General features: G+C 60.1%; 25 protein-coding genes. 15 read left to right on the top strand and 10 right to left on the bottom strand.

Features of this window, described 5'->3' with window-relative positions:
• Positions 1–38 precede the first annotated feature (38 nt).
• Genes AGR13A_RS16155 through AGR13A_RS16175 form a run of 5 tightly spaced genes read left to right on the top strand, consistent with a single transcriptional unit; the run spans position 39 to position 4,781 of the window.
• Positions 39–1,013: a carbohydrate ABC transporter permease gene (locus tag AGR13A_RS16155; RefSeq protein ID WP_035220962.1), complete on the top strand. Its 975-nt coding sequence runs from the start codon at positions 39–41 to the stop codon at positions 1,011–1,013.
• Positions 1,010–1,843 (top strand): carbohydrate ABC transporter permease, encoded by an 834-nt coding sequence (locus AGR13A_RS16160; protein WP_035220964.1) that lies wholly within the window; start codon positions 1,010–1,012, stop codon positions 1,841–1,843. Before AGR13A_RS16155 ends, AGR13A_RS16160 begins: the two co-directional genes overlap by 4 nt.
• A 10-nt stretch (positions 1,844–1,853) precedes the next feature.
• Positions 1,854–2,882, top strand: coding sequence for an ABC transporter ATP-binding protein (locus AGR13A_RS16165; protein ID WP_080837507.1), 1,029 nt, complete (start codon positions 1,854–1,856; stop codon positions 2,880–2,882).
• A gap of 57 nt (positions 2,883–2,939) precedes the next feature.
• Positions 2,940–3,725 (top strand): ThuA domain-containing protein, encoded by a 786-nt coding sequence (locus AGR13A_RS16170; RefSeq protein WP_035220968.1) that lies wholly within the window; start codon positions 2,940–2,942, stop codon positions 3,723–3,725.
• Between the two features lie 6 nt (positions 3,726–3,731).
• Positions 3,732–4,781 carry a Gfo/Idh/MocA family protein gene (locus tag AGR13A_RS16175; protein ID WP_080837510.1) on the top strand — a complete coding sequence of 350 codons (1,050 nt, stop codon included), beginning with the start codon at positions 3,732–3,734 and terminating at the stop codon, positions 4,779–4,781.
• A gap of 193 nt (positions 4,782–4,974) precedes the next feature.
• Here AGR13A_RS16175 and queE read toward each other — a convergent pair whose 3' ends face one another.
• From queE to queC, 3 genes are read right to left on the bottom strand one after another with little or no spacing between them, the layout of a single operon-like run.
• The gene (queE, locus tag AGR13A_RS16180) at positions 4,975–5,730 is read right to left on the bottom strand and encodes a 7-carboxy-7-deazaguanine synthase QueE (protein ID WP_080837512.1); all 756 of its coding nucleotides are present in this window, start codon (positions 5,728–5,730) and stop codon (positions 4,975–4,977) included.
• Positions 5,727–6,083, bottom strand: a complete 357-nt coding sequence (gene queD / locus AGR13A_RS16185) for a 6-carboxytetrahydropterin synthase QueD (protein ID WP_080837515.1) — start codon at positions 6,081–6,083, stop codon at positions 5,727–5,729. Before queD ends, queE begins: the two co-directional genes overlap by 4 nt.
• Complete coding sequence (queC, locus tag AGR13A_RS16190; RefSeq protein WP_080837519.1) at positions 6,083–6,793, bottom strand: 7-cyano-7-deazaguanine synthase QueC; 711 nt, start codon at positions 6,791–6,793, stop codon at positions 6,083–6,085. Before queC ends, queD begins: the two co-directional genes overlap by 1 nt.
• A gap of 225 nt (positions 6,794–7,018) precedes the next feature.
• Between queC and AGR13A_RS24975 the strand changes: the two genes are divergently transcribed.
• Positions 7,019–7,156, top strand: coding sequence for a hypothetical protein (locus AGR13A_RS24975; protein ID WP_167377569.1), 138 nt, complete (start codon positions 7,019–7,021; stop codon positions 7,154–7,156).
• Positions 7,149–7,319 carry a hypothetical protein gene (locus AGR13A_RS24980; RefSeq protein ID WP_167377570.1) on the top strand — a complete coding sequence of 57 codons (171 nt, stop codon included), beginning with the start codon at positions 7,149–7,151 and terminating at the stop codon, positions 7,317–7,319. The genes AGR13A_RS24975 and AGR13A_RS24980 overlap by 8 nt, the downstream gene beginning before the upstream one ends.
• 96 nt (positions 7,320–7,415) lie before the next feature.
• Here AGR13A_RS24980 and AGR13A_RS16195 read toward each other — a convergent pair whose 3' ends face one another.
• The 6 genes from AGR13A_RS16195 to AGR13A_RS16220 all read right to left on the bottom strand — a co-directional run bounded on the left by AGR13A_RS16195 (position 7,416) and on the right by AGR13A_RS16220 (position 13,703).
• A complete protein-coding gene (locus tag AGR13A_RS16195) occupies positions 7,416–8,549 on the bottom strand; it encodes a Gfo/Idh/MocA family protein (protein WP_080837525.1) in 1,134 nt (377 codons plus the stop codon).
• Between the two features lie 23 nt (positions 8,550–8,572).
• Complete coding sequence (locus AGR13A_RS16200) at positions 8,573–9,337, bottom strand: sugar phosphate isomerase/epimerase family protein (RefSeq protein WP_080837528.1); 765 nt, start codon at positions 9,335–9,337, stop codon at positions 8,573–8,575.
• Positions 9,338–9,396: 59 nt separating this feature from the next.
• Positions 9,397–10,485, bottom strand: coding sequence for an ABC transporter ATP-binding protein (locus tag AGR13A_RS16205; protein WP_080840238.1), 1,089 nt, complete (start codon positions 10,483–10,485; stop codon positions 9,397–9,399).
• 5 nt (positions 10,486–10,490) lie between these two features.
• Positions 10,491–11,432, bottom strand: coding sequence for a carbohydrate ABC transporter permease (locus tag AGR13A_RS16210; protein WP_003525110.1), 942 nt, complete (start codon positions 11,430–11,432; stop codon positions 10,491–10,493).
• Complete coding sequence (locus tag AGR13A_RS16215; RefSeq protein WP_080837531.1) at positions 11,425–12,327, bottom strand: carbohydrate ABC transporter permease; 903 nt, start codon at positions 12,325–12,327, stop codon at positions 11,425–11,427. The genes AGR13A_RS16210 and AGR13A_RS16215 overlap by 8 nt, the downstream gene beginning before the upstream one ends.
• A gap of 143 nt (positions 12,328–12,470) precedes the next feature.
• The gene (locus AGR13A_RS16220) at positions 12,471–13,703 is read right to left on the bottom strand and encodes an ABC transporter substrate-binding protein (RefSeq protein WP_080837534.1); all 1,233 of its coding nucleotides are present in this window, start codon (positions 13,701–13,703) and stop codon (positions 12,471–12,473) included.
• Positions 13,704–13,941: 238 nt separating this feature from the next.
• On the opposite strand from AGR13A_RS16220, the gene AGR13A_RS16225 reads away from it, so the two are divergent.
• Positions 13,942–14,676, top strand: coding sequence for a CPBP family glutamic-type intramembrane protease (locus AGR13A_RS16225; protein ID WP_308400276.1), 735 nt, complete (start codon positions 13,942–13,944; stop codon positions 14,674–14,676).
• Between the two features lie 106 nt (positions 14,677–14,782).
• Here the strand turns inward: AGR13A_RS16225 and AGR13A_RS16230 are convergent, their stop codons facing one another.
• Positions 14,783–16,213, bottom strand: coding sequence for a mannose-1-phosphate guanylyltransferase/mannose-6-phosphate isomerase (locus AGR13A_RS16230; protein ID WP_080837540.1), 1,431 nt, complete (start codon positions 16,211–16,213; stop codon positions 14,783–14,785).
• Positions 16,214–16,669: 456 nt separating this feature from the next.
• Between AGR13A_RS16230 and AGR13A_RS16235 the strand changes: the two genes are divergently transcribed.
• From AGR13A_RS16235 to AGR13A_RS16265, 7 genes are all read left to right on the top strand, one after another.
• The gene (locus AGR13A_RS16235; protein WP_003524555.1) at positions 16,670–18,958 is read left to right on the top strand and encodes an NADP-dependent malic enzyme; all 2,289 of its coding nucleotides are present in this window, start codon (positions 16,670–16,672) and stop codon (positions 18,956–18,958) included.
• 395 nt (positions 18,959–19,353) lie between these two features.
• Entirely contained in the window at positions 19,354–20,190 is an 837-nt protein-coding gene (locus AGR13A_RS16240; protein WP_035221000.1) for a transporter substrate-binding domain-containing protein, read from the top strand.
• 195 nt (positions 20,191–20,385) lie between these two features.
• A complete protein-coding gene (locus tag AGR13A_RS16245) occupies positions 20,386–21,129 on the top strand; it encodes an amino acid ABC transporter permease (protein WP_139786080.1) in 744 nt (247 codons plus the stop codon).
• Entirely contained in the window at positions 21,126–21,908 is a 783-nt protein-coding gene (locus tag AGR13A_RS16250) for an amino acid ABC transporter permease (RefSeq protein WP_059753232.1), read from the top strand. The genes AGR13A_RS16245 and AGR13A_RS16250 overlap by 4 nt, the downstream gene beginning before the upstream one ends.
• Before the next feature lie 12 nt (positions 21,909–21,920).
• On the top strand, positions 21,921–22,721 hold the full coding sequence (locus AGR13A_RS16255) for an amino acid ABC transporter ATP-binding protein (RefSeq protein ID WP_020813292.1): 801 nt from the start codon (positions 21,921–21,923) through the stop codon (positions 22,719–22,721).
• A gap of 4 nt (positions 22,722–22,725) precedes the next feature.
• Positions 22,726–24,072, top strand: coding sequence for an MmgE/PrpD family protein (locus tag AGR13A_RS16260; RefSeq protein ID WP_080840242.1), 1,347 nt, complete (start codon positions 22,726–22,728; stop codon positions 24,070–24,072).
• An 18-nt stretch (positions 24,073–24,090) separates the two neighbouring features.
• Positions 24,091–25,410, top strand: coding sequence for an LLM class flavin-dependent oxidoreductase (locus AGR13A_RS16265; RefSeq protein ID WP_167377571.1), 1,320 nt, complete (start codon positions 24,091–24,093; stop codon positions 25,408–25,410).
• Positions 25,411–25,488 lie beyond the last annotated feature (78 nt).

Consider the following 25,488-nt stretch of genomic DNA (forward strand, 5'->3'; position numbering starts at 1 on the left):
ACCGATCGTTTCCCGCGCTCCAACCGCGAGATATCCTCATGAACGACATCGCCCTTCAAAGACCGGTCGTAACATCCCGCGCCGGCTCCGATCTGCAGTCGGAACGTCTTAAATCCGCCTGGCTGTTCCTTGCCCCCACATTTCTGGTGCTGGCGCTGGTGGCCGGCTGGCCGCTGGTGCGCACCGTCTGGTTCAGCCTCACCGACGCCTCGCTCACCAATCTCGAGGGAGCGCAATTTGTCGGCCTCAAGAACTACCTGACCTGGATCACGCTCAGCAGCGGCCGCACCATCTATCGCGGCCTTCTGGCCGATCCCGCCTGGTGGGGCGCGGTTCTCAACACGCTCAAATTCACCATCGTCTCCGTCAGCCTCGAAACGGTGCTTGGCCTCATCGTCGCGCTGGTGCTGAACGCCGAGTTCAAGGGGCGCGGCCTCGTCCGCGCCGCCATTCTCGTGCCCTGGGCCATTCCTACCATCGTCTCGGCGCAGATGTGGGCGTGGATGCTGAACGACCAGTTCGGTATTCTAAATGACCTGTTCCTGAATCTGGGACTGATCTCCAGCAAGATCGCCTGGACCGCCAATCCGGAAACCGCAATGGTCGCCGTCTTGATCGTCGACATCTGGAAGACCACGCCCTTCATGGCGCTGCTCATCCTCGCCGGCCTGCAAATGGTGCCGAAGGACATGTATGAGGCGGCAAAGGTGGATGGCATCCACCCCGTCAAAGTGTTCTTCCGCGTCACCCTGCCGATGATCCGCCCGGCCCTGATGGTCGCCGTCATCTTCCGCATGCTGGATGCGCTGCGCGTCTTTGACCTCATCTACATCCTGACGCCGAACAACGCCCAGACCCGCACCATGTCCGTGCTTGCACGCGAGAACCTGTTTGATTTCGACAAGTTCTCCTACGGCGCGGCGGCCTCGACCATGCTGTTCCTCATCATCGCCTCGATCACGGTCATCTATATGTGGCTCGGGCGCGTCAACACCGATGGAGCCGCGCAATGACCCTTACCGATATCGTCAAGACCACGGCCTTTTACGCGCTGGTCGCCGTCATCATCGTCATTTCGGTCTTTCCGTTCTATTACGCGATCCTGACCAGCCTGAAATCGGGAACGGCGCTGTTCCAGATCAACTACTGGCCGCGCGAATTCTCGCTTGCCAATTATAACTTCGTCATTGGCAATGGCAGCTTCCTGCGTAATCTCGGCAACTCGCTGATGGTCGCTTCGTCGGTCGTCGTCTTGTCGCTGTTTTTGGCGGTCACGGCTTCCTATGCACTGGCACGCGTCCGCTTCCGGGGTCGCGCGCTGCTGCTCCTTACCATCCTGTCGGTCTCGATGTTCCCGCAGATCGCGGTTCTCGCCGGCCTGTTCGAACTGATCCGCTGGGCGGGCATCTTCAACACACCGCTCGCGCTGATCTTTTCCTACATGATCTTCACCCTGCCTTTCACGGTCTGGGTGCTGACAACCTTCATGCGCGACCTGCCGATCGAGATCGAGGAAGCGGCGATCGTCGATGGCGCAACGCCCTGGGTCATCATCACCCAGGTGTTCATGCCGCTAATGTGGCCGGCGCTCGTCACGACAGGGCTTCTCGCCTTCATCGCGGCATGGAACGAGTTCCTCTTCGCGCTCACCTTCACCTCATCGAACGAACAGCGCACGGTGCCGGTCGCCATCGCACTCCTGTCGGGCGGCTCGCAGTTCGAAATCCCGTGGGGAACGATCATGGCCGCGTCGGTCATCGTCACCGCTCCGCTCGTCGTCCTCGTTCTGATCTTCCAGCGACGCATCATCTCCGGCCTCACCGCCGGCGGCGTCAAAGGCTAGGAGAAAATTCATGACCACCATTCAACTGCGCGATCTTCGCAAATCCTTCGGCGCCTTCGAAGTCATCAAGGGCATCGACATGGACATCCGCTCCGGCGAATTCATGGTTTTCGTCGGCCCCTCAGGCTGCGGCAAGTCCACGCTGCTGCGCCTCATCTGCGGGCTGGAGGAAATTTCCAGTGGCACGCTCTCCTTCGACAGCGAGACGGTGAACCGCCTGCCGCCCGCCAAGCGTGGCGTCGCCATGGTGTTCCAGTCCTATGCGCTTTATCCGCATATGACCGTGTTCGATAACATGGCCTTCGGCATGAAACTGTCGGGCGCGGACAAGGAACAACGCCGGAACCGCGTCGAAGCGGCGGCCGATATGCTGCAGCTCACGCCCTATCTGGAACGCCTGCCCAAGCAGCTTTCGGGCGGCCAGCGCCAGCGCGTCGCCATCGGCCGCGCCATCGTGCGCGATCCCAAGGTCTTCCTGTTCGACGAGCCGCTCTCCAACCTCGACGCGGCGCTGCGTGTCGCCACGCGTCTCGAAATCGCCAAGCTGCACCGCTCGATGCATGACACGACGATGATCTACGTCACCCATGACCAGGTGGAGGCCATGACGCTGGCCGACCGTATCTGCGTGCTGCGCGATGGCCGCGTCGAGCAGATCGGCACGCCGCTGGAGCTTTACGAAAGCCCGGTCAATACCTTTGTCGCCGGCTTCATCGGCTCGCCGAGGATGAATTTCCTCGCCGGCAAATATGCCGAAGCAGAAGGCGCCAAAACCATCGGCGTCCGTCCCGAACACATTACAATCGTCACCGATGGCAGCGGCTGGAGCGGCGAGATCGTCCATTCGGAAATGCTGGGATCGGACAGCTACGTCTATGTCGAGATCGGTGCCGGCGAACCCGTCGTCGTTCGCGAAGAGGGCGTCACAGACCGCAAGGCCGGCGAACGCATCGCCATCGCGCCGGATGCAGCACAGATCCACCGCTTCGACGCCGAGGGTCGGACGCTTGCGCGCAATCCCGCCCGGGGTGCTGCCTGAAGATTTAACTTTCGCCGGGATCACCCAAGGTACCGGCTTTTACCGAGGAGCATGAAAATGACCATCAACACCGTTGTATGGGGCGAAAATATCCACGAACACATCAATGAAACGGTGCGTTCGATCTATCCGAACGGCATGCACAACACCATTGCCGATGCGCTGAACCAGAATCCCGAGATCTCCGCCACCACGGCCACGCTGCAGGAGCCGGAACACGGGCTTTCGCAGGAGCGCCTCGACAAGACCGATGTGCTGGTCTGGTGGGGCCACAAGGACCATGGCGCGGTTCAGGACGAGATCGTCGAACGCGTTGCAAAACGCGTCTGGGAAGGCATGGGTCTGATTGTCCTGCATTCCGGCCATTTCTCCAAGCCGTTCAAGCGCCTGATGGGCACGCCCTGCGCGCTGAAATGGCGTGAGGCGGGCGAACGCGAGCGTCTGTGGACCATCAATCCGCGCCATCCCATTGCCGCTGGCCTGCCGGAACATTTCGAGCTGGAAAACGAGGAAATGTATGGCGAGCAGTTCTCCGTGCCGGAGCCTCTGGAAACCGTGTTCATCTCCTGGTTCCAGGGCGGCGAAGTCTTCCGGTCCGGTCTCACCTGGCGTCGCGGTGCGGGCAATATCTTCTATTTCCGCCCCGGCCACGAGACCTATCCGACCTATCACGACGCCAATGTGCAGAAGGTCATCAGCAACTCGGTGAAATGGGCCTATAATCCCGTTGGCGCACTGAAAAGCATTCACAATGCCCCCAATGTTCCCGTCGACAAGGCTCTGGAGCCGATCGAGGAACGCGGCCCCAAGCTGCACAAGGCAGGCGAAGCAGGTTACAGGTAAATAGCCATGAGACTTCTCATTCTCGGAACCGGCGGCATGGCCAACAACCATGCCACTTATTTCTCGCAAATCCCCGGCGTCGAACTGGTCGCGGCGGTGGATGTGGACGATGTGGTGGTGCGGGGCTTTGCGCTGCGCCACAACATTCCGCTCTCCTTCACCTCACTGGATGACGCCATTGCCTGGGGTGAATTCGATGCGGCGGCCAATGTCACGCCGGATGCGATCCACCATCCCACCAGCCTGAAGCTGCTGGCGGCTGGCAAGCATGTTTTCTGCGAAAAGCCGCTGGCGGAAAACTACGCCAAGGCCGCCGAAATGGCCGATGCCGCCGAAAAGGCCGGCCTCGTCGCCATGGTCAACCTCACCTATCGCAACGTCGCTCCCTTGCAGGCGGCGCGCGAGATGGTGCTGGCAGGCGAGATCGGCAAGGTGCGGCATCTCGAAGCCTCCTATCTCCAGAGCTGGCTCGTTTCCAAGGCCTGGGGCGACTGGATGACGGAGAGCAAGTGGCTTTGGCGGCTCTCCACCAAGCACGGTTCGAATGGTGTGCTGGGCGATGTCGGCATCCACATTCTCGACTTCGCCTCCTATGGCGCGGGCAGCGATGTGGAGCGCATCTTCACGCGGCTGAAGACCTTCGACAAATATGAAGGCAACAAGATCGGCGTCTACGACCTCGACGCCAATGACAGCTTCACGATGACCGCCGAACTGGAAAACGGCGCCATGGGCGTCATCCATGCCAGCCGCTGGGCGACGGGTCACCTCAACGAACTTCGTCTGCGCATCCATGGCGACAAGGGCGCGCTGGAAGTCATCCACACGCCCGACTATTCCAGCCTGCGTGCCTGCATCGGCGAGGATGTGGAAAAGGCGATCTGGAAGACGATCGATGTCGACCCCGTGGCAACGAATTACGAAAAATTCGCCAAGGCCGTCATGGAAGGCGGCCCTGCCGATCCGGATTTCCGTCATGCGGCCAATCTGCAGAAGGTACTCGATCTGTCGATCATCGCGGATCGGGAGAGGCGCGAACTGGCCGTTTCGGCCTGATTTGCGAAAGTGCGGCGGCGCAAGCCGCCGCATGGATTGCTGCAAAGGGCTCTTCGCTCTCCGTCACCCCGGACTTGATCCGGGGTCCAGCGCGATCAAGTCTTTGATCGCAAGAGACTCTTTTCACGGCGCAGACGCGCCGTGGCTGGATGCCGGATCAAGTCCGGCATGACGGAGGGAACTTATAACTCCCTCAAACCCCGCGCTTATTCCCCCACAACAGGACATGCAGCTGCGGTAGCACCCGGGCAGAAAACCAGCGGTCTTCGTTGACCTTGTCCACCAGCCACAACATCCGGTCCATCACCCCATCGATATCCACACGCGCATCGTCGTCATCCGGCGGCGGCGGGGTATGGTTGCCGGGCTGGAGATAAACGGGCAGATGCGGGAAACGCGCGGATGCCGCCTTGGCATAGGCATAATCCGCATCGTCGAACACCACGATCTTCAGCGCCACCTGCGGTCCGTTGCCGGCGGCGGCAAGGCAGTCTTCTAAGGCCTGCCAGTCCGTTTCCATGCCGCTCGATGGCGGCTTGGGGCTCAGCACCAGATGGTCGAGATCGGCAAACCAGTCTTTCGCGATGCTGCCCTGCGTTTCCAGCGCGAAACGATATCCCTCGCCCTGCCCCTTGGCGATCAACGCCCCGAGCGGCTGGATGGCCGGGTTGCCGCCTGAGAGCGAGACCGTCAGCGGCACGCCGCCGGAAAGCCGCCGCACCTCCTGCCAGATCGCCTCGACCGGCATCGGCTTCCATGTATCGCGGTATTCGCTGTCAACAGCATGCAGCGTATCGCACCAGGAGCAGCGGTAATCGCAGCCGCCAGTGCGCACGAAAACGGTCGGCAGACCGATCAGCACGCCTTCGCCCTGAATGGTCGGACCGAAGATTTCGCTGATGCGGATCGTGGTTTCCTTGGCTGCAATCTTGTGTGCAGCCGCCGTCATGGCCGGTATTCCGCCCAGGTCTTGGCGGTTTCGCTGACCCGCACGGCGCTGGTTTCCGGCAGGCGATCCTTGCACCAGTCGTAGAAATGCTTCGCCAGACATTCCGCCGTCACCCGGTCGTGGCCCAGCACGTCATTCAGGTGGCGATGGTCAAATTGATCGTCGATATAACGCTTCAGCGGTGCAAGCTCGTGATAGTCGCGCACGAAACCGTGCTCGTTCAGCGCTTCGCCCGCAAGCTCGATCTCGACGATGTAATTATGCCCGTGCAGGCGATTGCACTGATGGTCCGACGGCAGGCTTTTCAGCTGGTGCGAGGCGGAGAAGTGAAATTCCTTGGTTATGCGGAACATCAGCGCACCTCCTGCGCCGCATAGGCATGGGTGGCCGCCACCCAGAAATCCGGGTCTTCATAGTCGGTCGGATCGGTGACGCCGGCCAGATGAAAGGCCTCGCGCCGCTCCACGCAGGTGCCGCAACGACCGCAATGACGCAAGCCGCCCTTGTAACAGGACCATGTTTCGCCGAAGGGCGTGCCATATTTCACGCCGTCGGTCACGATCGCAGCCTTGGAAACGGTGACATAGGGCGCGAAGAGCTTGACGTCGGCATAACCTTCCAGCGCATGCGCCTGCATGGCATTGAAGCTGTCGATGAAGCCCGGCCGGCAATCGGGGTAAATGAAGTGATCGCCGCCATGCACGGCAATCGCCACCGCATGCGCCTGCTGTGCGGCAGCCAGCCCGAAAGCGATGGTGAGCATGATGGCGTTGCGGTTCGGCACCACGGTGGAGCGCATGGTCTCTTCCGCATAATGCCCGTCCGGCACCGCAATGTCGTCCGTCAGCGCCGAGCCGGTGAGATGCGTACCGATGGTGCGGATATCGATGACGTGATGCGGCACGCCGAGCCGCCTTGCGCAATCGGCCGCGAAATCCAGCTCCTTCTTGTGGCGCTGGCCATAGTCGAAGGAGACGAGAGCGAGAAGTTCGTGTTCCGCCGCGATTTTATGCGCAAGCGAAACGGAGTCCAATCCGCCGGAGCAGATGACGATGGTTTTCATAATTTGGGATCCCTTGTTTTGACCGGGTGGGCTGCGACCGGATTACGGGGAGCGGCTTTAAACCAAACCGACGGACTTGTGAAGGGCTTTGCGGCAATCGCGCAAAGCCACGCCATCACGAAAACGCCCCGCGGCAGCAACAAGACGAAACAATCGGGACATATGCGGGAAACCGGCACGATTTAGAACGGACTGAAATTTTGCTGTTCTTGAAGGGTCTTGCCGATGACGGCGGCTGATACATTTCTGTTTTCGCTGAGCAATCTCAGCTCTCTTGGCACCGGAATCCTGATGGCGATGGCGGGTATGCTTTATATCACGCTCACCATTCGCGGGCTGATCGCCGCTCTCCGCCATGGATAGAGCACTCGAGCCGAAACGTTACCGGTTCAGGCGCAATCTCACAACCGGCCTCCTCGTCGCCTCTGCAGCGCTCGTCACCGCCACCGGCACAGCGTCGTTCGTGTTCCTGATCTGGATGGTCAGGACGGTTGCGCGCTGGCTGGGTCTTTTTATCGGCCTGTGAAGTCGAATGAACACGCGACGCTCGCCACTAAATGGCAGAGCGGAAAAGGCCCGGCGAACTGGCAGTGCGCCGGGCCTTTTTTCATTGGCTGTGCGCTCAGCGCAGCAGCGCCTGCGCCTCCTCGATCCCGAGTGCAGCCGGCTGGGTGCAGGTCGTCGTCATTTCGATGAAACGGCCTTCCTCCCCGGATTTGAGGATCGAGGTCATCACATCGATGCCGTGCAGGGAGCGATCCAGCGAGCAACGGGCATCGCGGCCTTCCAGAATAGCGATTGCCATATCGGCAAGGCCCGCCGTGCGATAATTGGCCCGCGGGCCGTTCGGGCTTTCCTGATTGGCAATGCCGAAGGGATGCGCCCAGTCTTCCAGCGGCTGGATATCCTTATCCCGGCCGCTTGCCTCCACCACACCGCCGAAGAAGTTCGGGTCCGGCACGTAGATCGAGCCTTCCGTGCCGTAGAGCTCCATATTGGCGTGGCGATGCGACCAGACATCCCAGCTCGCCGAAAGCGTGATCGTCGCGCCGTTCACGAATTCCAGCAGGGCATGGATATTGGTCGGTGTTTCAACGGGGATGATCTCGCCGTTCAGCGGCTGGCTGGTCACCGTACGGGTCGGATTGGCCATCGAAGTCAGCGCACCGACGCGCTTCACCGGTCCGATGAGGTTGATGAGATTAGCGACGTAATAGGGACCGAGATCGAGGATCGGCCCGCCGCCCTTCAGGAAGAAGAAGCCCGGGTTCGGGTGCCACATCTCCATGCCGGGGCTCATCACATGGCAGGTGCCGGAAGTGATCCTCCCGACCTTGCCGTCATCGATATATTGCCGGGCAAGCTGATGCGCGCCGCCAAGGAAGGTATCCGGCGCGCAGCCGACGGAGAGGTTCTTCTCCCGGGCGATGCGCCGCAGCTCCTCGCCTTCCTCTAGCGAAAGCACCAGCGGCTTTTCCGAATAGACGTGCTTGCCCGCCTCAAGAGCGGCTTTCGACACCGGAAAATGCGCGGCGGGAATGGTGAGGTTCACCACCACATCGATATCCTTGTTGGCGAGCAGCTCCTCGATGGACTGCGCGATAACACCGAATTCTTCCGCCCTCAGCTCCGCCGCATTGCGGTTGAGGTCGGCGCAGGCAAGCACCTTGATGCCCTTGAAGAGCGGTGCCAGCGAGAAATAAGCAGACGAGATATTGCCGCATCCGATGATGCCGACGCCAAGATCCCTGGCCATGATGCAAACTCCGAAATTGAAACTTAGTAGGTTTTGAAAGATGCGATCGAGCGGGTTATCAGCCGGTCGATGTCCTTCGGATTGTCGTGCTCGACCACGAAATGTTTCGTGGCGGATTTCGCCTTCAGCGCCGCGACGAGGCCCTTCCAGTCCACGGTCCCATGGCCGACATCGGCCCAGCCATCCTCATCCGCATTCTCGCCTGCTGGTGCGATGTCCTTCACATGTACCGCAGTAATGCGTTTGCCATAGCTTTCGATCCATGCGAGCGGATCGGCATTTCCTCTGATAATCCAGGCGATATCCGCCTCCCATTTCAAATCCGGGCCACCGGCAAATATATGCTCCTGCGGTGTGGAGCCATCGCCAAGCGTCTTGAACTCGAAATCATGGTTATGCCAGCCGAAGGTCAGCCCTGCATCCACGAAGGGCTTTCCAGCTTCCTGCAGGCGCTTGCCGAAAGCGAACCAGCCTGCGGCATCTGTCGGGCGCTGGTCAGGCATCAGATAAGGGCAATAGATCGCCTCCACGCCCAGAACTTTCGCGATGTTCAGCGCCTTTTTCGGATCGCCTTCCAGAAGGTCGAGGCCGAAATGGCCGGTCGGCATGGCAAGGCCATTGGCGTCGAGTTCGGCGCGCAGGCCTTTCAAACCGGCATCATCCAGCGAAGCGTACATCGCGCCATAACCTTCGACATGTTTATAACCCGCCGCCGAAAGCTTCTTCAGAATATCGGAAAAAGGCTGGAAATTGCGGGCGCTGTAAAGCTGGAAACCGAGTTCTGTCATTGTCTCCTCCATAGAGATCTGGGTCTTGGGATTGTGTGTGGGGGTAAATCGAAGCTGTTCTAGAGCCGGTCCTCGCTTTGCGCGTCGAACAGTGAGGCCATCGTCATGTCGAGGCCGAGGCGCACCTTGGTGCCCGGCGAAAACCGCCTGTGGCCGCCGACGCGCACGGACATGGTATGCCCGGCATGTTTCAGCCAGATCAGATTGTCGGCGCCCATCGGCTCCTCGATATCAACAATCGCCTCATGCACTTCGCCGCCAACGATATCGGCATCGACGCGCACATGTTCGGGGCGAACGCCCAGAACCACGGCACGGCCGGCGGCGAGTGGCGTTTCCGACTGGTAGCCATCCAGCGCGAAAGTCACGCCATTGGTGGTGAAGACCACCTTGCCGTCCTTTTCGATCAACTCACCACGCAGGAAATTCATCGAGGGCGAGCCGATGAAACCGGCAACGAAGAGGTTTCGCGGCTTGTTGTAGATGGTTACGGGATCGGCAAGCTGCTGGATGACGCCGCTTTTCATGATGGCGATCCGGTCCGCCAGCGTCAGTGCCTCGATCTGGTCATGCGTCACATAAATCATGGTGTTCTTCAGCGACTGGTGCAGCCGCTTGATTTCGACGCGCAGTTCCGAGCGCAGCTTGGCGTCGAGGTTGGAGAGCGGCTCGTCGAACAGGAACACATCCACATCCCGCACCAGCGCCCGGCCGATGGCCACACGCTGGCGCTGGCCGCCGGAAAGCTCGGCGGGCTTGCGTTTCAGCAGCGGCTCGATCTGCAATATGCCGGCCGCCCTTTTGACGCGGCGGTCGATTTCCTCTTTCGGCACCTTGGCGACCTGAAGGCCGAAGGACAAGTTCTTCTCCACCGTCATCTGCGGATAAAGCGCATAGGACTGGAACACCATGCCGATGCCGCGATCCTTCGGCTCCTCCCAGGTGACATTGCGGTCCTTGATGAAGATTTGCCCGTCGGTTGGCTCCAGAAGGCCGGCGATGCAATTAAGAAGGGTCGACTTGCCGCAGCCGGAAGAGCCGAGCAGGACGAGGAATTCGCCGTCGTAAATATCGAGATTGAGGTCTTTCAGCACGGTAACGGCACCGAAGGACAGGGAAAGATCGCGGATGGAAACGCTTTTGTTCATATAGCTCAACCTTTTACTGCGCCTGCGGCAATGCCGCGGACGAAAAGCCTGCCGGAGACGAAATAAACGATCAGCGGCACGGCACCCGTCAGAAGGGTTGCGGCCATGTTGACGTTATATTCCTTCACGCCCTGCACGGAGTTGACGATATTATTGAGCTGCACCGTCATCGGGTAATATTCCGGCCGCGTGAACACCACGCCGAACAGGAAGTCGTTCCAGATGCCGGTCACCTGCAGGATCATCGCGACAACGAAGATCGGCAGCGACATGGGCAGCATGATGCGGAAATAGATCTGCCAGAAATTCGCGCCATCAATGCGCGCCGCCTTGAACAATTCTTCCGGCAAAGAGGCGAAATAATTGCGGAACAGCAGCGTCAGGATCGGCATGCCGAAGATGGTGTGCACGATAACGAGGCCGGTCAGCGTGCCATAGACACCCATTTCACGCAGCACGATGACAATCGGATAGATCATCACCTGATAGGGGATGAAAGCGCCGATGATGAGGATCGAGAAGAACAGCTCCGACCCCTTGAACTTCCAGTTGGCCATGGCGTAGCCGCTGACGGAAGCGACGACGATCGAAATGACAACGGAAGGAACGAGAATGCGCACCGAATTCCAGAAGCCGCGTGAAAGCCCGTCGCAGTTCAAGCCCGTGCAGGCATTGGCCCAGGCTTTCACCCAGGGTTCGAAAGTGATTTCCACCGGCGGCGCGAAAATGTTGCCAAGCCGGATTTCCGGCATGCCTTTCAGCGAGGTGACGACCATCACGTAAAGCGGCAGCAGGTAATAGGCGGCGGCCACGAACAGCGTGCCGTAAAGAATGATGTTGCGGCGGGAAAAGGTTTTCCTCGGCTTCCTGCCGCGCGGGCCGGAAAGGTCTTTGGCAACCGCATCGGTGGCGGCCACGACCGTGTTTAATGTGCTGATATTAGCCACGCTTCTTGCCTCCGAATTCGAGGTAGGCCCATGGAATGATGATGATCGCGACCGTCAGGAGCATCATTGTCGAAGCCGCGAAACCCTGCCCCAGATTCTGCGCCTGGAACATGTAGTCATAGACATATTTCGCCGGCACTTCGGACGCGATGCCCGGCCCGCCGCTCGTCTGCGCCACGACAAGATCGTAGACCTTGACGATACCGCTGGCGATGATGACCAGCGTGGTGATGAACACCGGCCGCATCATGGGAATGATGATGAGAATATAGGTCTTCCACATCGGGATGCCGTCGACGCGTGTCGCTTTCCAGATGTCCTCGTCGATGCCACGAAGACCGGCCAGCATCAGGCACATGACGAGCCCCGTGCCCTGCCAGAGCGCCGCAATCAGAATGCCGTAGATGACGATCTGCGAATTATAGAGCGGATCGAAGGTGAAGCTTTCCCAGCCCATCGAACGCACCACCGACTGGATGCCGAATTCCGGGTTGAGCAGCCATTGCCAAACAAGGCCGGTGACGATGAAGGACAAAGCGAAGGGATAAAGGAAAATGGTGCGGAAGGTGTTTTCGAACCGGATTTTCTGGTCCATCAGCGCCGCCAGAACGAAGCCGATGACGAGACTGAAGATCAAAGACAAAATACCATAGATCGCCAGATTCTGGATGGAAACGATCCAGCGTGGTGCTGCCCAGAGCCGTTCATACTGATCAAAACCGATGAAGCTCGCCCGCGGCAGAAGCTTGGAATTGGTGAAGGAATAAATCACCGTCCAGACCGTGCCACCGAGGAAGATCACCATGGCGGTCAAGATCATGGGAATGGAGGCAATCTTGGAATTGAGATTGCGAAAAAGCTGATTGGGACGCCTGGAGCGCGTTTGACCTGCCATGCTACCTCCTCCTGTAACGTTACAGTAAACGGTCAGGCAATAGCCTTACCGCATGAAACCCCTGCCCGCACTGGTGACTATCGCACGGACCGGACGTTGGAGCGGGGAGCGGCGAACCGCTCCCCGACCCGGAGAGATCACAATCAGTCAGCGGAACCGATGAGGTCCGCGAAGCGCTTCTGGCCATCTGCCGCAGACATCGAGCCGGCGAAGAATTCCGCCATCAGGTCTTCCTTCTGCTTCTGCGTATCGGCAGAAATCAGCTGGTCGGTGCTGGTGAGCGCATTGCCCTTCGCCAGAATTGCCAGACCCTTCTTCATGCAGTCATTGGCGGCGTTGAGATCGACGTCGCCACGGATCGGCAGCGAGCCTTTCTTCAGGTTGAAGGCGACCTGCGTTTTCGGATCGACGATGGTTTCAGCCAGCACGTCCTGCGCCTTGGTTTTCGCCTCGTCCTTCAGGACCGGGAAATAAAAGGCATCGCCGCCGGTGGTGATATAGTCATTGAGGCCGAGACCCGGCAGGCAGGAATAATCCGTACCGGCCTTCTGGTTTGCAAGCTGGAACTCACCCTGCGCCCAGTCACCCATGATCTGGCCGCCGGCCTTGCCGGTTATGACCAGGTTGGTCGCCTGGTTCCAGTCCTGCACATTGGTGCCCTTGGCCATATCGCGGGCCTCGACGGCCGCTGCAAAAATCTTCGCCATCTCAGGCCCCGCTGCCGCTTCGGCATCCTTGTCGCCATAGACTTTCTGGTAGAGATCCTTGCCGCCAATCGAAAGCGTCAGCGTGTCAAACAGGCCGTTGGCCTGCCATGCCTGCCCGCCGAGCGCGAGCGGCTGGATACCGGCCTTCTTCAGCGCCGGTGCGGCTGCAACAAATTCCGTCCAGTTCTTCGGAACCTCGACGCCCGCCTTCTTGAAGGCTTCGTTGGAAAGCCACAGCCATTGCCAGGAATGAATGTTGACCGGTGCGCAATAGATCTTGCCGTCGATGGTGCAGCTGTCGAGCAGGCTCGCCGGCTTGATGACCTCTTTCCACTTGCCCTTTTCGGCAACGTCGGACAGGTCGCGCATCAAGCCGGCCTGCACCAGCTCTTCCGCCTGCCGGCCGTGGTTGAACTGCGTGGCGCCCATCGGGTCACCGCCGGTGATGCGGCTGATCATGATCGGCCGGGCCGTACCGCCCGAACCGGCAATTGCGCCATCCACCCATTTGTTGCCGGTCGCATCGAAAGCCTTGGCAAGCTCGGCCACCGCTGCGGCTTCGCCGCCCGATGTCCACCAATGGGTCACCTCAAGATCGGTGGCCCCGGCCATGCCCGCCGGAATCATGACACTGGCCAAAAAGGCCGCAGAAATAACACGCATTCGCATGAGTCTCCTCCCTCACTGAAACGTTGCAGTTGGAACGTATGCGAAGATTTTTGATTAGGCAACCGCCTAAGATACGAATCTCGCCAGCGCTCCCAAGGGTGTTCCAAACGGCCGCAATCCATACTGAACAGCCGGCCAGGAGGGATGTCGAAATGGCGTAACCCACAGGTAATGCAGGCCTTTTACAACGCTTCAGAACCCGGCTCCGCTCTCGGCGCAAACCCCACGGGATAGACAGGTGAAGGCGACAATGAAAGCTTGGCACATTCTTTTGATCATCGGATTGGCGGGTGTCGCATCGCTCCTGCTGGTACCGGTTGAGCAACTTGCACCGGGACAGCAGCTATCTTTTCAAATACGCCTGCTGATGCTCATCCAGCCCGCGATGCTGACCGTTGCAGCGGTGGCGATTGGTCAAGCCCTGGCCGGCAAGGTAGGGCTCGGCGCACCACTGATCCATACCCTTGTCCAAGGAAGCAGCATGCGCGCCGTGCTGCAGAGACAGGCGATGCCCGCGCTTCTAGCGGGCCTCGCCATCGGTTTGCTGATGATTACCTATTCGGCAGCGGTCCTTCCCGCGGTTACGGATGCATCGACCCGGGCAATGATGGTCGCTTTTCCCGTTCCACTGACGACACGGATTCTCTACGGCGGAATCACGGAAGAGATTTTGACCCGATGGGGCCTGATGTCGTTTTTCGCATGGGTGCTCTGGCGCATCACAGGAAGGGGCCGGGCAGGTCCGGCCCTGATGTGGACAGCTATCCTTCTGGCGGCAGCCCTTTTCGCCGCTGGCCACCTGCCACTCTTGTTTGCCATCGCAACCGATCCGCAGCGATTACTAATCGCTGCGATCCTGCTCGCTAATTTTATCCCCGGCCTGTTGTTCGGGTGGCTTTTCTGGCGGCGGGGGCTTGAAGCAGCCATGCTTTCCCATGCCTTCGCCCATGGCGTGAACGCGCTGGCCTCCTGAGCCGCCACGATCCCATCAGTCGCGGTCAGAAATCTTTCGGTAAAGGGTGGCGACACGGGCGAAGGCTCGCTCACCCCATGATGCCGCCTGCCCCCGCGCTACGATCCTACTGTCGCTTGTAATCATCCTCGATACGGATGACGTCGTCCTCGCCAATATAGGCTCCGGTCTGGATTTCGACCAGTTCGAGCGGAATCTGCCCTTCATTGGCAAGCCGGTGCGGTTGGCCGATCGGAATATAGACGGATTGGTTTTCCGTCAGCAGCCGGGTCTCCTCGCCAATCGTCACCGTCGCCGTTCCCTTGACGATGATCCAGTGCTCGGAACGGTGATAGTGTTTCTGGAAGGAGATGCGGTGGCCGGGATCAACCGTGATGTGGCCGACACGATAACGCTCGTCGACATACATGTGCTCGATATAACCCCACGGACGATAAACGCGCTTGTGGCTCTGCGTTCTCGGCGCATGTTCGCCGTCCTTCAGCGTCTCCACCAGCCCCTTCACATCCTGTACCCGGTTTTTCGGCACGACCAGAACCGCGTCCTTGGTGGCCACCACCACCAGGTCCTTGGCGCCCACCACCGTCGTCAGCAATTGCGTGGAATGGATGAGGCAGCCTTCGGAATCGATGAAAACGCCATCGCCTTCCAGCGCATTGTCGTTACCGCGCTTGTCGGCGATCTCCCAGATCGCATCCCAGCTGCCAATATCCGACCAGCGAAAATGGCCATGCACCACGGCCATGCGCTTGGTCTTCTCGATCACGGCATAGTCGATGGAGTTTTTCGGGGAAGCCTCGAAGCTTGCCTGATGCAGGCGCACGAAACCGAGGTCGCTTTCATATTGCTCAACCGCCTGCGTCACCGCCGCAAGAATCTCCGGTGCGAAGGCCTTCAACTCGGCGATCATCACATCGGAACGGAACAGGAAGTTGCCGGAGTTCCAGAGATAGCCCTTTTCCAGATAGGAAATCGCAGTCTTCACATCAGGCTTTTCCACGAAAGCCTCGACGGTGCTCAAATCTTCTTCGCCATCGATCGCCTCACCCGGCTTGATATAGCCATAAGAGGTGCGCGGTTCCGTCGGCACCAGGCCGAAAACGACGATATTGCCCTGATCGGCGGCCTTGGCGCCAAGCTTCACGGCGTCGGAAAATTTATCGGCATCCAGCACCACATGGTCAGCGGCAAGCGCCAGCACCAGACATCCGGGCTCGCGGCGCTCGGCCAGCACGGCGGCGGCGGCCATGGCGGCGGCGCTGTCACGGCGGGCGGGCTCCAGCACCACCGTTGCCGGCAGATCGATCTCTTCCGCCTGGCGGCGGGCGAAGAAGCGGAAATCCTCGTTGGTGATCACCAGTGGCTCGGAATAAAGCGCCTTGTCACCCACTCGCGTCAATGTCTGCTGATAGGTCGAAAGATTGCCGACCAGCGGCTGGAACTGCTTGGGTAACTGATCACGCGATACCGGCCAAAGCCGAGATCCCGCCCCGCCAGCAAGAAGAACCGGTGTGATCTTTCGAGAATGTGCGCTCACAACAAAACCTTTCCAAATCTAAAAAATTCCCGGCGCGCCGGACAATATACATATTTGCCAATGCTGCCATCATCGGTTCACGGGCGGATAAGCGCAAGCTCATAAGTTCGCCTTGTGAAAGCTTGGTGAACAAGCGGAAGGACATGTTGATTGTTGGCGGGCCCATTTCGCTAACGCGGCGTGGTTCGCGCGGTTCCACGGAACCCGGCACGAAAACGTCCTCGGAAATCGCAGGAATCTGCCCATCTCGAAAACCACATGGATGGCCGAGCCATGGCGCATCAGATCTGCAGCACCCGCCGGCGAAACAAATTAATCGATTGAATCGGCCGCAAATTTCATCACGCTTAAATTTGCTGCACTGAACAACATTCAAGGCTTGGCAGGGGCGCGAAAAATACAATAACAACGGCGGATATTTTTACACTGTTATCGACACGAAAGCGCGCTCAGCCCATGTCCGACACGACGAAACCCGCCAGCACCAGAACATCGGTTACGGATCAGGAAGCCCTGGATTTCCACGCGGAAGGCCGGCCGGGGAAACTGGAAATCACCCCGACCAAGCCGATGGCGACGCAGCGGGACCTGTCGCTTGCCTATTCGCCGGGCGTGGCCGTGCCGGTGAAAGCCATCGCCGAAAATCCGGCGACCGCTTACGATTATACAACGCGCGGCAACATGGTTGCGGTCATCTCCAACGGCACCGCCATCCTCGGTCTCGGCAATCTCGGCGCGCTTGCTTCCAAGCCGGTCATGGAAGGCAAGTCGGTCCTTTTCAAGCGCTTCGCCGATGTTGATTCCATCGATCTCGAAGTCGATACCGAAGACGCCGATGAGTTCATCAATTGCGTGCGTTACCTCGGCCCGTCCTTCGGCGGCATCAATCTGGAGGATATCAAGGCGCCGGAATGTTTCATCATCGAAAGCCGCCTGCGCGAGCTGATGGACATTCCCGTTTTCCATGACGACCAGCACGGCACCGCCATCATCGCCGCCGCCGGCCTCATCAACGCCATCGAACTGACGGGCCGCGACTTCAAGACCACCAAGCTCGTCTGCAACGGTGCGGGTGCGGCGGCAATCGCCTGCATGGACCTCATCAAGGCCATGGGGTTCAACCCTGAAAACATCACGCTCTGCGATACCAAGGGCGTGATCTATCAGGGCCGTACCGAAGGCATGAACCAGTGGAAATCCGCGCACGCGGTGAAAACCAACAACCGCACGCTGGCGGAAGCCATGAAGGGCGCGGATGTCGTATTCGGCCTCTCCCAGAAGGGCGCTTTCAGCGAAGAAATGATCCGTTCCATGGCGCCGAAGCCGATCATCTTCGCCATGGCCAATCCGGACCCGGAAATTACGCCGGAAGAAGTGTCGCGCATCCGCGACGACGCCATCATGGCAACCGGACGTTCGGATTACCCGAACCAGGTCAACAATGTCCTCGGCTTCCCCTATATCTTCCGCGGCGCGCTCGATGTCCGCGCCAGCCAGATCAACGACGCGATGAAGATCGCGGCGGCACAGGCGCTCGCCGATCTTGCCCGCGAGGATGTTCCTGACGATGTGGCCGCCGCCTATCAGGGCAACCGCCCGCGCTTCGGTTCGCAATATATCATTCCCGTTCCCTTCGATCCGCGCCTGATCTCGGCCATTCCGGTGGCCGTGGCGAAAGCCGCCATCGAAACCGGCGTTGCCCGCCGGGAACTGCCCGATCTCGACGCCTATGCCCGCGAGCTTTCCGCCCGCCGCGACCCGATGGCCTCAACGACGCAGCGCCTTTACGAGCGGGTGCGCCGCTCACCGAAGCGGGTCGTTTTTGCGGAAGCCGAAGAAGAACAGGTCATGCGTGCGGCGATTTCCTTCACCGCACAGGGCCTCGGCACCGCCATCCTGCTCGGCCGTGATGATATCATCAAGGCCAATGCGGAACGCGCTGGCATCGATCTCGACCGCGCCAACATCGAGATCACCAATGCGCGTCTTTCCAGCCGCGTCGATGCCTATGTCGATTATCTCTATGCGCGTCTGCAGCGCGGCGGCTTCCTGCTGCGCGACGTACAGCGTCTGGTCCACAACGACCGCAACCATTTCGCCGCCTGCATGGTGGCTATGGGCGATGCGGACGCCGTGGTCACCGGCGTTACCCGCAACTACTCCACGGCGCTGGAGGATATCCGCCGCTGCATCAACACCAAGCCCGGCCATCGTGTCATCGGTGTTTCGTTGGTCGTTTCGCGCAACCGCACTGTCTTCGTGGCCGATACAGCCGTGCATGACATGCCGAACGCGGAAGATCTTGCCGATATCGCGGAAGAAGCAGCCGGCCTCGCCCGTCGTTTCGGTTACGAACCGCGCGTTGCCATGCTGGCCTATTCCACCTTCGGCCAGCCGACCGGCGAACGCTCCGACAAGGTGCGCGAGGCGGTGAAAATTCTCGACAGGCGCAACGTCAATTTCGAGGTCGACGGCGAAATGTCGGCCGATGTGGCGCTGAACCATCACCGCATGCAGAGCCAGTATCCCTTCGCCCGGCTTTCCGGCCCGGCCAATGTGCTGGTCATGCCCGCCATCCATTCCGCCTCCATCTCCACCAAGATGCTGCAGGAACTGGGCGGCGCAACCGTCATCGGCCCACTTCTCGTCGGCCTCGATAAATCGGTGCAGATCACCTCCATGGGTGCGAAGGACAGCGATATCGTCAACATGGCGGCAATAGCGGCCTATAACGCCGGACGATAAGCGCAGGGCGCGGCCGGTTTCTTCTCCCCGCCGGGGAGAAGATGGCCCGAAGGGTTAGATGAGGGGGCCTCTCCGCATATCTCACCCTCACCCCCTCATCCCGCTGCCGCGACCTTCTCCCCGGCGGGGAGAAGAGACAAGCCGGATACGCTCGCTCCGCATGTGGCCATCCGGTCCTCAGCGACGTCCGGACTACTCTCCAGCCCCTGACAGACCGGCACATAGCGACGGATGAAAAGAACAGGATTCTACGATTCCAAATTATTAGGATAATTTTTCTTCCTAAAAGATTTATTGGAACCGGATTTTATTCATACTATTTTTCACGCAATGCCAATTCTCGCTCTTGGCGGGTGCCTCATGTAGTTTCCACCTACAATCAAAAGGAAATACCCATGGCCCTCTCTTTCTCCAGATTTGCCGCAAAACTCATTGCCGGAACCGTTGTCATCGCTTCGATGGCCACCGCCGCTCACGCGGATGCAACGCTCGACCGCATCAAGGGTCGCGGCAAGCTCACCGTTGGCGTCATCCTGTCCGGCGCGCCTTTCGGTTTCATCGATCCGAAGACGCAGGAGCAGAAGGGTCTCAACATCGACGTCGCCAAGGCGCTGGCCGCCGGCCTCGGTGTCGAGCTGGTCACCGAAACCGTGACCCCGCCCAACCGCGTGCAGTTCCTGCAGCAGGGCAAGGTCGATATTCTGATCGCCAACATGCAGTACACGGAAGAACGCGCCAAAACGCTCGATTACGTACCGACCCCCTATGACCGCCAGGGTGGCGCCGCCATCGGCCGCAAGGACAGTGGCATCAAGGACTGGCCGGACCTGAAGGGCAAGATCGCCTGCGTTTCGCAAGGCTCCAACTACACCCAGCCGCTGATCGAACAATATGGCGCGCAGGTTAAAGCGCTGCCGAGCCAGCCGGAATCGCTACTGGCGCTCAAGGGCGGCAATTGCGACGTCTCCGTTCACGTCAACGGCACGCTCAGCCTGATGCTTCAGGACCGCGCCGATGAGTGGAAGGATTACGGCATCCTCATCCCCACCGACCTGATCCCGTCTGATTCCGTGATCTGGCTGCGCAAGGGCGAAAGCGACACGCAAGCCGCTCTCGACAAGATCGTCAAGGAACTGCACGCCTCCGGCAAGATGCTCGAATTCGCCAAGGCCAACCGTCTGCCGAGCATCGGCTATATGGAAGAGCAGCAGAAGAAGCTTTCGGCGCAATAAGACAGGCGCAGGGTCTCTCCGTTCCTTGCATGTCCTCACCGCAGGGTGAGGATGATGCCGAACAGGCGGAGTGATTTCCTATGACCATCAGGAACGGCCGGTTTCGCCTGCCGTTCTTTTCTGCTTTATAAAAAGACAGGTCATTCTGGCGCCGCCTGCAGGGCGGCGCACCCGCGACAACAGCATGGATTTCCGATGCAGGATGGATTTACAGCGCGCTTCATAGAACTGGCCGCGCATCTTGGCCTCAACTATGACTTTCTGAACAGCGGTTACGAGGTTCAGATCTGGCTCGACGGCATGAAGATGACGCTGATCCTCGTCGCCGTCACTTTGCCGCTTAGCCTCCTCTTCGGCTTCATTTTCGCGGCAATGCTGACATCGGGCAAGGTCTGGCTCGCCGGCCCCGTGCGCGCCTATGTGGAACTGACGCGCAACACGCCGACGCTGGTGCAGCTGATGTGTGGTTTCCTCGTGCTCAACATGCTGATTTCCAATGCGCTGGGCGGCGCGCAGAACAACCCGCTGACGCCATTCTTCTGGGTCGTCGCCATCACCGGCCTGCACATCGCCGCTTTCCATGCGGAAGCGTTGCGCGGCGGTATCGAGGCGGTGCCGGCCACCACCATCGAGGCGGCGCGCGCGATCGGTTTCAGTTCCTTCGAGATTTTACGCTATGTGGAGTTTCCGCTGGCCATCCGCACGGCGCTGCCCTCCATCATCAACAACCTCGTCAATCTGGTGAAGCTCACCACGGTCGGTTCGGCAATTGCGGTGGGTGAGATCACCTATGCCTCGATCCTGATCTGGACGCAGCGCGACAATGTGGTCGAGCTAATGATCGTCATCCTGATCTTCTTCAGCGTCATCAATTTCATCGTCGCAAGAGCCGGTCTCTGGCTTGAACGGCGTCTTGCGGTTCCGGGGTTCGGTCAATGAGTGCGGTGGTTTCTCCAACACAGGCGGTAAAGAAGCCGCCCTTCGGCACCATTCTGCTCCTCGGCGTGCTGATATCAGTCATTTTGTGGCTGATCCTCGACCCTTCGCTCGGCCAGGTGCTGCTGCAATGGCTGCCCTATCTGGCCAAGGGTTTTGCCATGAACGTGCTGATCAGCATCCTTGCGATCGCCATCGGCACCTTCATCGGCGTCCTGCTCGGCATCATGGAGCTCGCGCCCTACCGTCTCGTGCGAGCGCCCGCGCTCACCTATGTGCAGATATTCCGCAACGCCCCGCATCTGGTGCTGATCTTCGCCGCGACCTACATCTTCCCCTTCGAGATCGTCGCCTTTGGCAACTACATTCCCTTCCCGGACTGGATCAAGGCCGTCGTCGGTCTCGCCATTCCGGCCAGCGCCCATATCGCCGAAATCACCCGCGGCGCCATCCAGTCGATTCCGACGGCGCAGTGGGAAGCGGCGCAGGGGCTGGGTTTTTCGCGCAACCAGACACTGCGCTGGATTATTCTGCCGCAATGCGTGAAGCGTTCGCTGCCGCCATGGATGAACCTCTATGCTTCGATCACCATGGGTACGGCGCTCGCCTCGCTGGTCGGCGTGCATGAGCTTCTTCATGCCGCGACAGACGCCAGCACCGCCGTGCAGCGCAACGATTTCACCGTCGTGGTCTATCTCACCGTTCTGATGGCGTTCTTCCTGTTCTGCTATCCCGTCTCCCGTTTCACGCAGCGCCTCGAGCGGCGCTTCGCTTCCCGCTGATTGGAACAAGCCATGTCCGCACCCGCACCACAAACCGCCGCAAAAGCCCTGGTCGAACTGGAAGGCATACACCTGTCCTTCGGTGACAATCAGGTCCTGAAAGGCATCGACCTCACGGTCAACAAGGGCGACGCCGTCTCCATCATCGGCCCTTCCGGCTCCGGCAAGTCCACCATCCTGCGCTGCATCAACGGCCTGCTCATTCCGCAATCGGGCAAGATCACCGTCGGCGGCACCCGTGTCGACCAGCTGAAGACCGAGGCTGAGCGCATCGCGCTGCGCAAGCGCATCGGCATCGTTTTCCAGCAGTTCAACCTCTTTCCGCATCTGACGGTGATGGAAAACATCACCATCGCGCCGATCAAGATTCTCGGCACGCCGAAGGCGGAAGCCGAGCGCCATGCCCGCGAATTGCTGGAAAAGGTCCGCCTTTCCCAGAAGGTCGATGCCTATCCCGGCCAGCTTTCCGGCGGCCAGCAGCAGCGTGTGGCGATTGCCCGCGCGCTCGCCATGCGGCCGGAACTGGTGCTGTTCGATGAGGTCACTTCCGCGCTCGACCCCGAAACCGTGGGCGAAGTGCTCGCCGTTATCCGCGATCTCGTCAATGATGGCATGACCAGCATTCTCGTCACGCATGAAATGCGTTTTGCCGAAGAAATCAGCGACAATATCGTCTTCACCGAAAACGGCCTGATCGTCGATCAGGGCACGCCGGAGCATATTTTCTACAAGTCGACCAATCCGCGCATCAACGCCTTCGTCAAGGGTCTCGGCGGACAGGTGGCGCGGGTCAATGACGGCGAAGGGATCTGATGCCATGGCCGCGGACGAAAAACTCACCCTTCATCTCGCCGAAGCGATTGCCGCCTCCGATCCCCTGGGTGACGAAGATGCTGTGGCCATCGCCCGCACGGCGCTGATCGATTTTTTCGCCTGCGTGCTGGGCGGCGCTGCCGACAGAAGCACGAAAATCCTGATCGACAGCTTTACGCCCGGCACGTCAGGCACGGCGGGCATTATCGGCCACGATCTGCGCACGGATGCCTTCACCGCCGCCCTCATCAACGGTCACGCCGGGCATGTGCTTGATTATGACGATGTTCACGGCAGCGTACGCGGCCACCCGACTGTCGCCATCATTCCCGCTTTGCTGGCTATCGCGGTCGAAGAGAGCTCCACGGCGGACGCCTTCATCGCCGCCTATATCGTCGGGCTGGAAACCATGGCGCGTCTCGGCCTCTCGCTCGGAACGAAGCATTACGAAAACGGCTTCCACGCCACCGCCACGCTCGGCCCCATCGGTGCTGCGGCAGCCATAGCCCATCTCCTGAAATTCGACCCGCAAACCACGGCCGTGGCGCTCGGGCTTGCCGCAACCCAATCGGCGGGGCTTCGCCTGCAATTCGGTTATGACGCCAAGCCGCTGCATGCGGGGCTTGCCACGCGTGCCGGCCTTACCGCCGCGTGGCTGGCGCGATCGGGCTTTCAGGGCGCGCCGGATTTTCTGGAAAACCCCATCGGTTTTTATTCCGCCTACGCCTTCGGCGCCGAGCAACCGAAACGTGTTCTCTCCGGCTGGGGCGCACCCTGGCAGATCGTCTCGCCCGGCCTCACCCTCAAGGCCTTTCCCTGCTGCACAGCCAGCCATCCCGTTGCCGTCGGCGCGCTGGCGCTGCGCAACAGCAATGATCTGACGCCGGACGAGATCGAAACGGTCACCATCACCTTCCCGCCAGGCGGCGATGCCGCCCTCGTCGGCCCCGCCACGCCCACGACCGGCATCGACGCCCGCTTCAGCGCCGAATATGTCTTTGCCGCAGCGCTGACGGATGGAGCGCTTGGTATCGGCCATTTCGACGAACGCCCGACGCGCGACGACTTGCTTGCCCTTTCCGCCAAAGTCTCACGCCGGCATGACGAGACCGCCCGCCGCCTCTCGCCCGATCCGACCACACGGTTCGTGGTCATCGACGTGACGAAGAAGGACGGCACGGTGCTGTCGCGCCGTGTCGACGGCCTTCCTGGCATCGATGACCCGACCGAAAAATTTGCCGACGCGACCGGCGGCAATGAGAAATTTTCCGGTATTCCGGCACTGGTGCGGTCCATGAAGACCGCAGCCGACCTCAGGAAGCTCGAAACGCTTCTGGTATCGCAAATATAACTCGACCGACATGAAGGCATGATCCCCATGACCACCACGACACGCAAAAGACAGATGCATCTCGGCCTTTTCCTGCAGGGCGCCGGGCACCACGTTTCCGGCTGGCGTCACCCCGATGCCGAAGCCGGCAGCGAGAATTTCGATCTGCTCACCCGTGTTACGAAAATGGCCGAAGCGGCGAAGTTCGACATGGTATTCCTCGCCGACGGCCTGACCAGCGGCGTCGACGCCCACCCCTCGATGATAGCCCGTTTCGAGCCGCTGACCCTGCTGGCAGCCCTTGCCATGGTCACCGATAAGATCGGGCTGGCCGCCACCGCCTCCACAACCTATGGCGAGCCCTACCACACCGCCCGCGCCTTCGCTTCCATCGATCATCTGAGCCACGGCCGCGCGGCGTGGAACATCGTCACCACCTCCTATGCCCGCACGGCGGCGAATTTTTCCAAGGACCATCCCGAGCATGACGAACGTTATGCGGTGGCGGAAGAATATGTGAATGTCGTTCGCGGCCTGTGGGACAGCTGGGATGACGACGCCTTCGTCAAGGACAAGCAGGCGGGCCGTTACGTCGATCCGGAAAAGGTCCATATCCTCAACCACGAGGGCAAATATTTCACGGTCAAGGGACCGCTTAATATTCCGCGTTCGCCGCAGGGCCACCCGGTTCTCATCCAGGCCGGCTCTTCGGGGCCGGGGCAGGATCTCGCCGCCCGCACCGCCGACATCGTCTTCACCGCCCAGCAGGCGATTTCCGAAGCGCAGGCCTTCTATACCAGCCTCAAGGCACGTGTGGAAAAATTCGGCCGCGACCCGGCCAGCGTCGCCGTGATGCCCGGCTTCATGCCGATCATCGGCAGGAGCTTTGAAGAGGCTGGCGAAAAGCTGAAGGAACTGAACCGCTGGACCGATATCAAGAGCGCAATGCCGCTGCTTGAAGAACGCATCGGCCACAGCCTTGCCGATTACGATCTTGACGGCCCGCTGCCGGACCTGCCGATTTCCGACCAGTTGCGCAGCCGCGCTGAACTTCTGACCGAACTTGCACGCCGCGAAAAGCTGACGATCCGGGAGCTGGCACTGCGCGTTGCGGCAGGCCGCGGCCACCATATCGTCATGGGCACGGCCAAAGACGTGGCCGACCGCATGCAGCAATGGTTCGAAAACGGTGCGGCCGACGGTTTCAACGTCATGCCGCCCTTCTTCCCCGGCGGGCTGGAGGAATTCAATCGCGAGGTCGTTCCGCTGCTGCAGGAACGCGGCCTGTTCCGCAAGGACTACGAAGGTTCGACACTGCGCGACCATCTCGGTATCGAACGGCCGCCATTGCGCGGATGACGGAATGCGGATGCCAGATCAAAGGGGCATCCGCATCAGAAATTCATTCAACGGGCCAAAGCGCTTGCTGCGCCGCCT

The sequence above is a fragment of the Agrobacterium genomosp. 13 str. CFBP 6927 genome (genome assembly GCA_900012615.1).
In the GTDB taxonomy this organism is placed as follows: Bacteria; Pseudomonadota; Alphaproteobacteria; order Rhizobiales; family Rhizobiaceae; genus Agrobacterium.